This is a genomic window from Enterobacter sp. BIDMC93, from assembly GCF_001037805.1.
GTDB lineage: Bacteria > Pseudomonadota > Gammaproteobacteria > Enterobacterales > Enterobacteriaceae > Enterobacter > Enterobacter hormaechei_C.
The window spans coordinates 4627967-4640842 of record NZ_KQ089962.1 but is presented as its reverse complement, the minus strand read 5'-3'; the positions used below and the strand labels follow the sequence as shown (position 1 = coordinate 4640842).

Here is a 12876-nt window from a genome sequence, read left to right as displayed (position 1 = left end):
TCCGGTATCCGCCGGGCAATCCTTCGCGAATAAACTCATTTCCATTGTTGCTGGCATGGAGTTTATTGTGGACAGGAAAATGTCTACGGACGCAAAGCAGTGTAAAAGTCGTTCAAATGATGATGCTTACTTACGGTACAAAATTCCCTGGGCGTACCACTGTCCCGTAATAATGGTTTCATCAATCATCGTGATGACGTAATAATCTGCTTTTGCGGCAACTGCCTGTGCTTCAATTGCGTCTTCTGCATCATCCGGGGAACCACGAACCATCGCGGATACGGTACCCAGGCGTTGTAATCCTTCCGTCTGATTACGACGAATTTCCTGAGGATGATCGGTAACCGGCGGCGCCGGTTCTGGCGTACCCTGCAATATGGAACATCCGCTGAGCAGTGAGACCAGCAATAAAGCCGTAAGCCTGCGCATAAACCTGTCTCTTTTCCTGATAGCCATAGTGTAGTTGTCTGCGAATTTAGTTTTGGGGGAATGTTCCCGAAGTGTTATCTGGGACGTAGATTTCGAATGAAAATATCGTGAAACCGTAATCCAGCTCTCAACATTATGAATCATTCATCAGCACAGGATCGACAATGATTGAAATTGAAACTCGCCAGCTGAGTGGGCATGAAATCATCCATGCTTTTTCGGCTGGTAAAGGTGAACAGCCGCTGCCGACGGTAGTTTTCTATCATGGCTTTCTCTCCTCGAAGCTGGTCTACAGCTATTTTGCCGTCGCGCTGGCGCAGGCCGGTTTCCGGGTGGTCATGCCTGATGCGCCGAATCATGGGGCACGCTTTACGGGCGATGAGCAGGCGCGGCTGGGGCTGTTCTGGCAAACGCTGCACGGCAATCTGACCGAGTTCGCCGGGCTGCGTGACGCGCTCTTGCAGGCCGGGCTGGTGGAGGGGAAACGGCTGGCGGTCGCAGGCGCATCAATGGGCGGAATGACGGCGCTGGGGATCATGGCCAGGCATCCGGAGGTGACGTCCGTGGCTTGCCTGATGGGATCGGGCTACTTTACGTCACTGGCAAAGACGCTGTTCCCGCCGCAGGCCCCTCAGGAGATTGAGGCCCTGTTGTCTGAATGGGACGTCAGCCATGCGCTTTCGCAGCTGGCCGATCGTCCGCTGCTTCTGTGGCATGGGGACGCCGATGACGTCGTACCGCCCGGTGAAACGTTCCGCCTGCAACAGGCGCTACAGCGTGAAGGGCTGGACAGCAATCTGACCTGCCTGTGGGGAGCAGGTGTCCGGCACCGTATTACCCCGGCCGCGCTGGAGTCAACCGTGGAATTCTTCCGTCAGCACCTTTAAACGCGCAGCACTGTGACACCCTGATCCTCCAGCTTGCTGAGGATCTCGGGGTTGGCGTTTTTGCCGGTGATCACCATGCTGATTTGCTCGGCGCGGCTGAAAAGCATGCCGGCGCGTTCACCGACCTTGCTGCTGTCGACCAGCACCACCAGTTTGCCCACTACGTTAAGCATGTTCTGTTCTGCCATTGCGGTGAGCATATCGGTTTTATACAGGCCATCCGCCGTCAGACCTTTGCCGCTGGTAAACATCCAGTGCCCGGCGTAGAGGCTGTTTTCACTGTCCTGCGGGCTAAGGGTGATGGACTGGCTCTTGTTATACTGGCCGCCCATGATCACCACGCTTTCATGTTCCTGGTCAATGAGATAGTTGGCCAGCGGCAAATAGTTGGTGATGATTTGCACCGGCTTGCCGCACATCTCACGGCCCAGCAGAAACGCCGTCGAACCGCAGTTGATCACCACGCTTTCTCCAGGATTTACCAGCTGTGATGCCGCTCTGGCAATCCGCACCTTTTCATCGTGATTCTGCGCCTGGTGGATGTTCATCGGCGTCCAGCGTGGACGCTGCTGGCTGATGGCCTCTGCACCGTTGCGGACTTTTTTCAGCTTGCCGCTCTCATCCAGCTTGTTAATGTCCCGCCGCGCGGTAGCGGGGGAGATCCCTAAACGTTCGATCACTTTCTCGACGGTGATAAACCCTGTTTGCGCCAGGAGTTCCAGTAAAATTTGATGCCGTTGCGCTTCCGTCATGAGCTATTCCGATAAGAATTGATTTGAAAAGATGATATTTGAAATAGCGTGAAATTACTAAGATAAATATGACATCGCCAGACGCAAGGTCTGGCGATTGGGCCTCAGAATCAGAGGAAGGATTTGAACGGCAGATCGGGTTCAATCGTAAAGCAATCATCGAAACCACGCGGGTAGTGGTACTCAAGATTGTCTTTATCCAGCGGCCAGGTGAACTTGCCGCCAACCTGCCAGATGAACGGCTTGAAGCCATACTTGAGGCGGTCTTTTTTCATCTCCCACAGGACGCGGATCTCTTGCGGATCGGCCTGGAAGTTTGACCAGATATCGTGGTGGAACGGGATCACCACTTTGGTGTTCAGCGCTTCGGCCATACGCAGCATGTCTGCGCTGGTCATTTTGTCGGTGATCCCGCGCGGGTTTTCACCGTAAGAGCCAAGCGCCACGTCAATCTGATGCTCGTTACCGTGCTTCGCGTAATAGTTGGAGTAGTGGGAGTCACCGCTGTGATACAGGGAACCGCCGGGCGTTTTGAACAGGTAGTTCACCGCGCGCTCATCCATCCCGTCTGGCAGTACGCCTGCGGCTTTCTGGTCGGCAGGCAGGGTGATCAGCGCGGTACGGTCAAAGGCATCCAGCGCGTGAATTTGAATGTCTTTGATTTTCACTACGTCGCCCGGCTTCATCACGATGCAGCGCTCTTTTGGCACGCCCCAGCCAATCCACAAATCCACGCAGGTCTGCGGCCCAATAAACGGTACGTCGTCCGCGCAGTTTTGCATTACCGCTGCCGCCACGTTCACGTCGATATGATCGTTGTGATCGTGGGTAGAGAGTACGGCGTCGATCTGACGAATGGCAAAAGGATCCAGCACGAAAGGCGTGGTGCGCAGGTTCGGCTGGAGCTTTTCAACGCCGGCCATACGCTGCATCTGGTGGCCTTTTTTCATCAGTGGATTGCCGTGGCTCTGTTTGCCGGTGCCGCACCAGAAATCAACACAAATGTTGGCGCCGCCTTCTGATTTCAGCCAGATCCCGGTGCAGCCCAGCCACCACATCGCAAATGTGCCAGGAGCAACCTGTTCCTGCTCGATCTCTTCGTTCAGCCAGCTACCCCACTCCGGAAAGGTACTCAGAATCCATGATTCACGGGTGATGGTTTTCACTTTACTCATCGTTTGACTCCTGGTTTTAATCAAAAGTAATCACTATATGACTTGTTGTGATTAATGCTGGCACTGTTTTAATCGATTTGCAATGGCTGATTTGCGGAAAATTCCCCTCGCCACCTCACAGAAAAAACTTCATGACGTTGTTAAGATAACCATTATAAATGATTAATGTATTGAAATTTAAGAATTTATTTATTTGTTTGGATTGGTAGTGAAAATCATTACTAATACCATGGAAATAAATTGCGTGATCCGTCACAAATAATCAAATGCAATCTTGTGATGATTATTTGTGATTAATAGAGTGATGACACCAACCACACAGGGATTGCCCCTCGTGTTCTCATTTTCTGGAGAGAGTTATGGAGATCCTCTACAACGTCTTTACCGTGTTCTTTAATCAGGTAATGACCAACGCCCCGCTGTTGCTGGGTATCGTGACGTGCCTGGGGTACATCCTGCTGCGCAAAAGCGTCAGCGTGATTATCAAAGGCACCATCAAAACCATCATTGGTTTTATGCTGTTGCAGGCGGGGTCTGGCATTCTGACCAGCACGTTTAAGCCGGTTGTTGCCAAAATGTCAGAGGTGTACGGCATTAACGGCGCCATCTCTGACACTTACGCGTCCATGATGGCCACCATCGATCGTATGGGGGATGCGTACAGCTGGGTTGGGTATGCGGTACTGCTCGCGCTGGCGCTGAACATCATTTACGTGCTCCTGCGCCGCATCACCGGTATTCGCACCATCATGCTCACCGGGCACATCATGTTCCAGCAGGCGGGGCTGATTGCGGTTTCTCTCTATATCTTCGGCTACCCAATGTGGACCACCGTCATCTGCACGGCAATACTGGTCTCGCTTTACTGGGGCATCACCTCCAACATGATGTATAAGCCAACGCAGGACGTTACGGACGGCTGCGGCTTCTCCATCGGTCACCAGCAGCAGTTCGCCTCCTGGATTGCTTACAAAGTTGCGCCGTACCTGGGCAAAAAAGAGGAGAGTGTTGAAGACCTCAAATTGCCTGGCTGGCTGAATATCTTCCACGACAACATCGTCTCCACGGCAATTGTGATGACCATCTTCTTCGGTGCCATCCTGCTCTCCTTTGGCATTGACGTGGTGCAGGCGATGGCGGGTAAAACCCACTGGACGGTCTATATCCTGCAAACCGGTTTCTCCTTCGCTGTGGCCATTTTCATCATCACCCAGGGCGTGCGTATGTTCGTCGCTGAACTGTCGGAAGCGTTTAACGGCATCTCCCAGCGCCTGATCCCTGGCGCGGTGCTGGCGATTGACTGTGCGGCTATCTATAGCTTTGCGCCAAACGCCGTCGTCTGGGGCTTTATGTGGGGCACCATCGGCCAGCTGATTGCGGTCGGCATCCTGGTGGGCTGTGGCTCCTCAATCCTGATTATTCCTGGCTTTATCCCGATGTTCTTCTCCAACGCCACTATTGGCGTGTTTGCTAACCACTTCGGCGGATGGCGCGCAGCGCTCAAGATCTGCCTGGTGATGGGCATGGTTGAAATCTTCGGGTGCGTGTGGGCGGTCAAGCTCACTGGCATGAGCGCCTGGATGGGCATGGCGGACTGGTCAATTCTGGCGCCGCCGATGATGCAGGGCTTTGCGTCCGTCGGGCTGGTCTTTATGGCCGTCATCATCCTGATTGCCCTGGCTTATATGTTCTTCGCTGGCCGTTCGCTGCGGGCTGAAGAAGATGCAGAAAAACAAACAGCAGAAGTGTCTGCTCATTAAGGAGTTTCGATTATGACCGTACGTATCCTGGCTGTGTGTGGCAATGGGCAAGGTAGCTCCATGATCATGAAGATGAAAGTGGACCAGTTTTTAACCCAGTCAAACATTGACCACACGGTGAACAGCTGCGCAGTGGGTGAATACAAAAGTGAACTGAATGGCGCGGACATCATCATCGCCTCAACGCACATTGCCGGCGAGATTAGCGTGTCGGGCAACAAATACGTGGTAGGCGTACGCAACATGCTGTCGCCTGCGGATTTCGGGCCAAAGCTGCTGGAAGTGATCAAAGAACACTTCCCACAAGACGTGAAGTAAGGATGCCACATGAAACTACGTGATTCGCTGGCAGAGAATAACTCCATCCTTTTACAGGCCGAAGCCAGCACCTGGCAGGAAGCGGTGAAGCTGGGCGTGGACCTGCTGGTTAAGGCGGACGTTGTCGAGCCGCGTTATTACCAGGCCATTCTGGATGGCGTGGCGCAGTTTGGACCCTATTTTGTGATTGCCCCGGGGCTGGCAATGCCGCATGGCCGTCCCGAAGAGGGCGTCAAGAAAACCGGTTTTGCGCTGGTGACGTTGAAAAAACCACTGGTGTTCAACCACGAAGATAACGACCCGGTCGACATTCTGATCACCATGGCGGCTGTCGATGCCAACACCCACCAGGAGGTGGGGATCATGCAGATCGTCAATCTGTTTGATGATGAAGCTAATTTTGACCGTTTACGCGCCTGTCGTACCGCGCAGGACGTGCTGGATTTAATTGATAACGCCACTGCGGCGGCCGTTTAAGAGGAATTGAAAATGTCATTACCAATGTTGCAGGTCGCGCTGGATAACCAGACTCTGTCTCACGCTTACGAAACCACCCGTCTGATTGCGGAAGAAGTGGACATCATCGAAGTCGGCACCATTCTGTGCGTGGGCGAAGGCGTTCGTGCGGTTAGTGACCTGAAGGCGCTCTATCCGCATAAAATCGTGCTGGCGGATGCCAAAATCGCCGACGCGGGCAAAATCCTCTCTCGCATGTGCTTTGAAGCCAACGCCGACTGGGTCACCGTGATCTGCTGTGCGGATATCAACACCGCGAAAGGCGCGCTGGACGTGGCGAAAGAGTTCAACGGCGACGTGCAGATTGAACTGACTGGTTTCTGGACCTGGGAGCAGGCGCAGGAGTGGCGCGAAGCGGGTATCCAGCAGGTGGTTTATCACCGTAGCCGTGATGCGCAGGCCGCAGGCGTGGCGTGGGGCGAAGCCGATATCAGCGCGATCAAACGTCTGGCCGATATGGGCTTCAAAGTGACCGTCACCGGTGGCCTGGCGCTGGAGGATCTGCCGCTGTTCCAGGGTATCCCGATTCACGTCTTTATTGCCGGTCGTAGCATTCGTGATGCTGCGTCTCCGGTGGAAGCGGCGCGTCAGTTCAAACGCTCAATCGCTCAGCTTTGGGGTTAAGGAGCGGGTATGTTGTCAAAACAGGTCCCGCTTGGCATCTATGAAAAGGCACTCCCTGCGGGGGAGTGCTGGCTGGAGCGGTTGCAGCTGGCGAAGCAGCTGGGTTTCGATTTTGTCGAAATGTCGGTGGATGAGACGGACGAGCGTCTTTCTCGCCTGGACTGGCGTCGCGACCAGCGTCTGGCGCTGGTGAGCGCCATTGCCGAAACCGGCGTGCGCGTGCCATCCATGTGCCTGAGCGCTCATCGTCGTTTTCCGCTTGGCAGCGAAGATGATGCTGTACGCGCCGAAGGGCTGGAGATCATGCGTAAAGCCATTCGCTTTGCACAGGATGTCGGCATCCGCGTGATCCAACTGGCGGGTTACGATGTTTACTATCAGGAAGCCAACGATGAAACGCGCCGTCGTTTCCGGGAGGGCCTGAAAGAGAGCGTTGAGATGGCAAGCCGTGCGCAGGTGACGCTGGCGATGGAGATCATGGATTATCCGTTGATGAACTCCATCAGCAAGGCGCTGGGCTATGCGCACTATCTGAACAACCCATGGTTCCAGCTTTATCCGGATATCGGAAACCTGTCGGCATGGGATAACGACGTACAGATGGAGCTTCAGGCGGGCATCGGGCATATCGTGGCGGTGCACGTTAAAGATACCCGTCCTGGCGTGTTTAAAAACGTACCGTTCGGCACCGGGGTGGTGGATTTCGAACGGTGCTTCCAGACGCTCAAACAGACAGGTTATTGCGGGCCTTACCTGATTGAGATGTGGAGCGAAACCGCGGACGACCCGGCGGCAGAAGTGGCGAAAGCCCGGGACTGGGTGCGCGAGCGCATGGCGCGGGCAGGGCTGATGGAGGCGGAACATGCTTAAGCTGAAACAGCAGGTCTATGAAGCCAATATGGATCTCCCGCGCTGTGGACTGGTGACGTTTACCTGGGGCAACGTAAGCGCCATCGATCGCGAGCAGGGGCTGGTGGTGATTAAGCCGAGCGGCGTGGCCTATGACGCCATGAAAGCGGACGATATGGTGGTGGTTGACCTGGAAGGACACGTCGTTGAAGGCAAATGGCGCCCTTCTTCTGATACGGCAACCCACCTGGCGCTGTATCAGCGTTACCCGTCTCTGGGGGGCGTTGTGCATACCCATTCCACGCACGCCACCGCCTGGGCACAGGCCGGGCTGGCGATCCCTGCTTTGGGTACGACGCACGCAGATTACTTCTTCGGCGATATTCCCTGCACGCGAGCGTTAACGCAGGCTGAGGTCGAAGGCGAGTACGAACTTAACACCGGCAGGGTCATTATCGAAACGCTGGGTGAGACGGAACCACTGCATACGCCGGGTATTGTGGTGTACCAGCATGGTCCGTTCTCCTGGGGTAAAGATGCGCATGACGCCGTGCATAACGCGGTGGTGATGGAAGAGGTGGCCAGAATGGCGTGGATTGCGCGCGGCATTAACCCACAGCTTCAGGGCATTGATGATTACCTGATGAACAAGCATTTCATGCGTAAGCATGGCCCGAATGCTTATTACGGGCAGAAGTGAATAAGTGCTCTGGAATACCGAAACAGTTGTAACCGGTGGTATTCCGGAGCCATTCATAAAAAAGCCCCCGGGCAGGGGGCAAATTATATATGGCTTTGATTTTCGTTGGCTTTCCTGGTGCTAGCGATAAAGCGTTACTGGTAAATATCTGCACTGGCGTGCATATTACCGTTGCTGCCGGGCTCACGTGTCAGCATGACGTGATAGTATTTTGCGCCCTGCGCATCGGTTTCTTCATTAAGCGCCTGATCTGCTTCACTTTCAGTGGCGAAGTTATGATTGATGTAAATAACGCCTAAGCTCTGCACATCATCCATGTTTCTGGCCTGTTGGCTGTCTATTCTGATGGCTGCCATCGCGTTTGCACTGAGCAAAAGCGCAGCCAAAATGGCGATTGCGATTCTTTTCATGATATGCGCTCCACGACTGCGTGCTGTGATACGGGGTAATGTTCTCCTTCTCTGTTCCGTGTCTCTGATTAAAGTGTAATCGCTACCCGGATTGCGATGGGTGACCATTTCTGATGGTGTTGTTCAAAAAAACAGCGCTTCTGATGAGTGCGATTTTAAATCACCCACTTAGAACAGCTTTACCCTTTGTGCGAATTATTTGTGCAATCAGCTTGAGTTTCCTGGGGGGCGCAAGTATTATGACGCGTCAATTTTTCAGCCGACCTTTAACACGTTCCTTGCCTCCCCGGGCCTCGGCTGACCCAGACAGGAGGCTGAATAATCCGTAAGGAGCAATTCGATGCGTCATTACGAAATCGTTTTTATGGTCCACCCTGACCAGAGCGAACAGGTTCCGGGCATGATCGAGCGTTACTCTGCTGCCATCACTGGTGCAGAAGGCACGATCCACCGTCTGGAAGACTGGGGCCGCCGTCAGCTGGCTTACCCGATCAACAAACTGCACAAAGCACACTACGTTCTGATGAACGTTGAAGCTCCGCAGGAAGTGATCGATGAGCTGGAAACTACCTTCCGCTTCAACGATGCCGTTATCCGCAGCATGGTTATGCGTACCAAACACGCAGTGACCGAAGCATCTCCGATGGTTAAAGCGAAAGACGAGCGCCGTGAGCGTCGCGATGATTTCGCAAACGAAACCGCAGATGATTCTGATGCTGGGGATTCTGAAGAGTAATTTCTGATGACCAACCGTCTGGTGTTGTCCGGCACCGTGTGCAGGACCCCCCTTCGAAAGGTCAGCCCATCAGGAATTCCGCATTGCCAGTTCGTGCTTGAGCATCGTTCTGTGCAAGAGGAAGCCGGGTTTCACCGGCAGGCGTGGTGCCAAATGCCCGTAATTATTAGCGGACACGAAAACCAGGCCATTACTCACAGTTTAACGGTCGGTAGCGCAGTAATCGTTCAGGGGTTCATTTCTTGCCACAAGGCAAAGAACGGCCTGAGCAAAATGGTTCTGCATGCCGAGCAGATTGATTTGATAGATTCTGGAGACTAGCCATATGGCACGTTATTTCCGTCGTCGCAAGTTCTGCCGTTTCACCGCGGAAGGCGTTCAAGAGATCGACTATAAAGATATCGCAACGCTGAAAAACTACATCACCGAAAGCGGTAAGATTGTCCCAAGCCGTATCACCGGTACTCGTGCAAAATATCAGCGTCAGCTGGCTCGCGCTATCAAACGCGCTCGCTACCTGTCTCTGCTGCCGTACACTGATCGTCATCAGTAATCGGGCACGGTCCATTAATACGACTTTAAGAGGATAAGGTAATGCAAGTTATTCTGCTTGATAAAGTAGCAAACCTGGGCAGCCTGGGTGATCAGGTAAACGTTAAAGCGGGTTACGCTCGTAACTTCCTGGTTCCACAGGGTAAAGCTGTTCCAGCTACTAAGAAAAACGTAGAGTTTTTCGAAGCACGTCGTGCTGAACTGGAAGCCAAACTGGCTGACGTTCTGGCGGCTGCTAACGCTCGCGCTGAAGCAATCAACGCACTGGGCACCGTTACTATCGCGTCTAAAGCTGGCGACGAAGGTAAACTGTTCGGTTCCATCGGTACCCGCGATATCGCTGATGCAGTTACTGCGGCAGGCGTTAAAGTGGCTAAGAGCGAAGTTCGTATGCCGAACGGCGTTCTGCGTACCACTGGTGAGCACGAAGTTGACTTCCAGGTTCACAGCGAAGTGTTCGCTAAACTGGTTGTTAACGTAGTAGCTGAGTAATTTTTTACTCTGCTCGCGTCGAAGCGCCGGCCTTGTGCCGGCGTTTTGCTTTTTAGCGTGACCCTGCGTCATCTTTTGCTCTTGTAAGGTCGCTATTCCTGACGCATTCTCTGATAATAAATTGAAACGCAATTTTATTTATGAGATTTGTCATGGATACTGCTCTGCCCACGCCCGTCTTTGCCCGTCGCAATGTGGCCTATGCCTGCGCCACGCTCTGCTGTCTGCTTTGGGGAAGCTCGTACCCGGCCATTAAAAGTGGCTACGAACTCTTTCAGATCGCGACCGATGATATCCCCTCCAAAGTCGTCTTTGCCGGATACCGTTTTCTGTTTGCCGGCGCGTTGCTGCTGCTTTTTGCCCTGGCCCAGCGAAAGCCGATTGGCAGGCTCACGCCCACGCAGTTTGGCCAGCTCACGATCCTCGGACTGACCCAGACCTCCCTCCAGTACACCTTCTTTTATATCGGCCTGGCCTACACGACCGGGGTGAACGGCTCCATCATGAATGCCACCGGGACCTTCTTCAGCGTGCTGCTGGCGCACTTTATCTACCACAACGACAAACTCAGCTATAACAAAACGCTGGGATGTGTTCTGGGCTTTGCCGGGGTTATGCTGGTGAACTTCCACAGCGGGTTAAGTGAGTTCCAGTTTGTCTGGAAAGGTGACGGATTTGTGGTGCTGGCCGCCTTTATTCTCTCTGCGGCCACGCTTTACGGGAAACGCATTTCCCAGACCGTTGACCCGACGGTGATGACTGGCTGGCAGCTGGGGATAGGCGGGGCGGCACTGGTTGCGGGAGGCTATGCCACGGGCGGGACGCTGGAGGTGCACAGCATGAAAGCCGTCGCCGTGCTGGGGTATCTGACGCTGCTCTCATCCGTGGCGTTCGCCCTGTGGAGCGCGCTGCTGAAAGTAAACCGCGTGAGTATGATTGCCCCGTTCAACTTTGTCATACCTGTAGCAGGGACGGTGCTCTCCGCCATCTTCCTCGGCGAAAACATTCTGGACATCAAATACGCGATTGCGCTGGTGCTGGTCTGCTCGGGGATCGGGTGGGTGAATAAACGGCGTGCCTGAGAACAAAAGTGCCGGGTGGCGGCATCGCCTTACCCGGCCTGGGCCATTAACGTGCTCTGATGAAACTGCCGTCCGGCTGGCGGGTAAACAGTACCTGCTGCCCGTTTCCGGTATCGATCGTTAACCCGGTCACCACCCCGCTGGCATTCTGGCGGATCTGCACCATCTGACCATTTTGCAGGTTGCTGAGCGGTTTGCCTGCCCCCTCGACTTGCGCCATGGCATACACATCCGTTGCTGGCAGATTGTGGTCGCGGAACAGCTGGGCAAGAGTTTTCCCAGGCTCTACGCGATACGAACGCCACTGCTGCTCAATGCCGGTGGGCTGTTGCGCCTGTGGCTCTGAAGGGGCGGCGGCCTGCTCCTGATCTTCCTGAACCGGTTCAGGTTCAACCGGCGCAACCTGGCCCGGATCGTTAGACGGTGTGACCAGCTGCGTCTGCATCGGCTGTGAATCAGGCTGCGGCTGGCTTTGCGACTGGATATCCAGCTCAGCATTCCGGCTGACCGGCGCGGTATCAACGTTGTCACTGCCGGAAGGAAGCAGGAAGCCGATGACGATCAGCAACGCGCCGATAATAATGCCTCTGCGGTGCAAAGGCGGCAGCGGGTCCATGATGCGAAAGTTATCCGGCGCATGCCAGATTTTCGCCAGGGTAGGTTTCAGTTCAAATCGCCCGGGCATGGCTCTCCTCCTGCTCCGCGTCTTTTTATCCTGTCCTGAGAAGTGTAGTTTGCTAACTGCCTGATGGGCGTAACAAAGCCAGCTTTCGTGACATATATTAGGGAAAATCCTGACGGCTACTATTGTTTCCGTTTCGTCGCAGTTTGTCACCTTTACTTAAGACAAAGTTTTACCCATAAGGGCATGGCTGATATGCTGCCCGCTACTTTAAATGTGATGGAAGGAAAACCCATGACCACCCCGACTTTTGACACTATCGAAGCGCAGGCAAGCTACGGCATCGGCTTGCAGGTAGGACAGCAGCTGAGCGAATCCGGCCTGGAAGGTCTGTTACCGGAAGCGCTGGTGGCGGGTATCGCTGACGCGCTGGAAGGCAAGCAGCCCGCTGTGCCGGTTGACGTTGTGCACCGTGCACTGCGTGAAATCCACGAACGTGCTGACGCCGTACGTCGCGCGCGTTTCGAAGAGATGGCGGCAGAAGGCGTGAAATATCTGGAAGAGAACCGCGAGCGTGAAGGCGTGAACAGCACCGAGTCCGGCTTGCAGTTCCGCGTAATCAATCAGGGTGATGGCGCAATCCCGGCGCGTACCGACCACGTTCGCGTACACTACACCGGTAAGCTGATCGACGGTACCGTGTTCGACAGCTCCGTCGCGCGTGGCGAACCGGCTGAGTTCCCGGTCAACGGCGTTATCGCAGGCTGGATCGAAGCCCTGACCCTGATGCCAGTAGGTTCCAAATGGGAACTCACTATCCCGCACAACCTGGCTTACGGCGAGCGTGGCGCTGGCGCGTCCATTCCGCCATTCAGCACCCTGGTGTTTGAAGTCGAGCTGCTGGAAATCCTGTAATCGGTTTTTCTTATTTTCCTCTCTCCGATCGGGGAGAGGAAAATAGCGATAAAACCC

18 protein-coding genes are annotated in these 12876 nt (G+C 54.4%); 13 read left to right on the top strand and 5 right to left on the bottom strand.

Annotated features, from left to right (window positions below; all coding sequences use genetic code 11):
• Positions 1–126: 126 nt before the first annotated feature.
• A complete protein-coding gene (gene bsmA / locus SK58_RS21675) occupies positions 127–456 on the bottom strand; it encodes a biofilm peroxide resistance protein BsmA (RefSeq protein ID WP_017383949.1) in 330 nt (109 codons plus the stop codon).
• Between the two features lie 137 nt (positions 457–593).
• On the opposite strand from bsmA, the gene yjfP reads away from it, so the two are divergent.
• On the top strand, positions 594–1316 hold the full coding sequence (gene yjfP, locus SK58_RS21670; protein WP_023302960.1) for an esterase: 723 nt from the start codon (positions 594–596) through the stop codon (positions 1314–1316).
• Here yjfP and ulaR read toward each other — a convergent pair.
• Entirely contained in the window at positions 1313–2068 is a 756-nt protein-coding gene (gene ulaR / locus SK58_RS21665) for an HTH-type transcriptional regulator UlaR (protein WP_003856014.1), read from the bottom strand. The two genes, yjfP and ulaR, sit on opposite strands and share 4 nt — an antisense overlap.
• A gap of 110 nt (positions 2069–2178) precedes the next feature.
• Positions 2179–3243, bottom strand: a complete 1065-nt coding sequence (gene ulaG / locus SK58_RS21660) for an L-ascorbate 6-phosphate lactonase (protein ID WP_048220416.1) — start codon at positions 3241–3243, stop codon at positions 2179–2181.
• Between the two features lie 359 nt (positions 3244–3602).
• Between ulaG and ulaA the strand changes: the two genes are divergently transcribed.
• From ulaA to SK58_RS21630, 6 genes are read left to right on the top strand one after another with little or no spacing between them, the layout of a single operon-like run.
• Entirely contained in the window at positions 3603–5003 is a 1401-nt protein-coding gene (gene ulaA / locus SK58_RS21655) for a PTS ascorbate transporter subunit IIC (protein ID WP_015572475.1), read from the top strand.
• A 12-nt stretch (positions 5004–5015) separates the two neighbouring features.
• Positions 5016–5321, top strand: a complete 306-nt coding sequence (gene ulaB / locus SK58_RS21650) for a PTS ascorbate transporter subunit IIB (RefSeq protein WP_003856022.1) — start codon at positions 5016–5018, stop codon at positions 5319–5321.
• Positions 5322–5330: 9 nt separating this feature from the next.
• A complete protein-coding gene (gene ulaC, locus SK58_RS21645) occupies positions 5331–5798 on the top strand; it encodes a PTS ascorbate transporter subunit IIA (RefSeq protein WP_023302961.1) in 468 nt (155 codons plus the stop codon).
• Positions 5799–5810: 12 nt separating this feature from the next.
• Positions 5811–6461 (top strand): 3-keto-L-gulonate-6-phosphate decarboxylase UlaD, encoded by a 651-nt coding sequence (gene ulaD / locus SK58_RS21640; RefSeq protein WP_017383946.1) that lies wholly within the window; start codon positions 5811–5813, stop codon positions 6459–6461.
• A gap of 9 nt (positions 6462–6470) precedes the next feature.
• Entirely contained in the window at positions 6471–7331 is an 861-nt protein-coding gene (locus SK58_RS21635; protein WP_015572478.1) for an L-ribulose-5-phosphate 3-epimerase, read from the top strand.
• Positions 7324–8010 (top strand): L-ribulose-5-phosphate 4-epimerase, encoded by a 687-nt coding sequence (locus tag SK58_RS21630; RefSeq protein WP_032620832.1) that lies wholly within the window; start codon positions 7324–7326, stop codon positions 8008–8010. The genes SK58_RS21635 and SK58_RS21630 overlap by 8 nt, the downstream gene beginning before the upstream one ends.
• A gap of 134 nt (positions 8011–8144) precedes the next feature.
• On the opposite strand, the gene yjfY is transcribed toward SK58_RS21630, so the two are convergent.
• On the bottom strand, positions 8145–8420 hold the full coding sequence (yjfY, locus tag SK58_RS21625; protein WP_017383944.1) for a DUF1471 family protein YjfY: 276 nt from the start codon (positions 8418–8420) through the stop codon (positions 8145–8147).
• Between the two features lie 340 nt (positions 8421–8760).
• Between yjfY and rpsF the strand changes: the two genes are divergently transcribed.
• The 5 genes from rpsF (at position 8761) to SK58_RS21600 (ending at position 11282) form a co-directional block, all read left to right on the top strand.
• Positions 8761–9156 carry a 30S ribosomal protein S6 gene (gene rpsF / locus SK58_RS21620; RefSeq protein WP_003856034.1) on the top strand — a complete coding sequence of 132 codons (396 nt, stop codon included), beginning with the start codon at positions 8761–8763 and terminating at the stop codon, positions 9154–9156.
• A gap of 6 nt (positions 9157–9162) precedes the next feature.
• Complete coding sequence (gene priB, locus SK58_RS21615; RefSeq protein WP_003856035.1) at positions 9163–9477, top strand: primosomal replication protein N; 315 nt, start codon at positions 9163–9165, stop codon at positions 9475–9477.
• Between the two features lie 4 nt (positions 9478–9481).
• Positions 9482–9709 (top strand): 30S ribosomal protein S18, encoded by a 228-nt coding sequence (gene rpsR / locus SK58_RS21610; protein WP_000135199.1) that lies wholly within the window; start codon positions 9482–9484, stop codon positions 9707–9709.
• A gap of 41 nt (positions 9710–9750) precedes the next feature.
• Positions 9751–10200, top strand: a complete 450-nt coding sequence (gene rplI, locus SK58_RS21605; RefSeq protein WP_006810372.1) for a 50S ribosomal protein L9 — start codon at positions 9751–9753, stop codon at positions 10198–10200.
• Between the two features lie 152 nt (positions 10201–10352).
• Entirely contained in the window at positions 10353–11282 is a 930-nt protein-coding gene (locus SK58_RS21600) for a DMT family transporter (RefSeq protein WP_045350204.1), read from the top strand.
• 46 nt (positions 11283–11328) lie between these two features.
• Here SK58_RS21600 and SK58_RS21595 read toward each other — a convergent pair whose 3' ends face one another.
• Positions 11329–11967: an OapA family protein gene (locus SK58_RS21595; protein WP_015572481.1), complete on the bottom strand. Its 639-nt coding sequence runs from the start codon at positions 11965–11967 to the stop codon at positions 11329–11331.
• Positions 11968–12198: 231 nt separating this feature from the next.
• On the opposite strand from SK58_RS21595, the gene fklB reads away from it, so the two are divergent.
• Positions 12199–12819: an FKBP-type peptidyl-prolyl cis-trans isomerase gene (fklB, locus tag SK58_RS21590; protein WP_008502892.1), complete on the top strand. Its 621-nt coding sequence runs from the start codon at positions 12199–12201 to the stop codon at positions 12817–12819.
• Positions 12820–12876 lie beyond the last annotated feature (57 nt).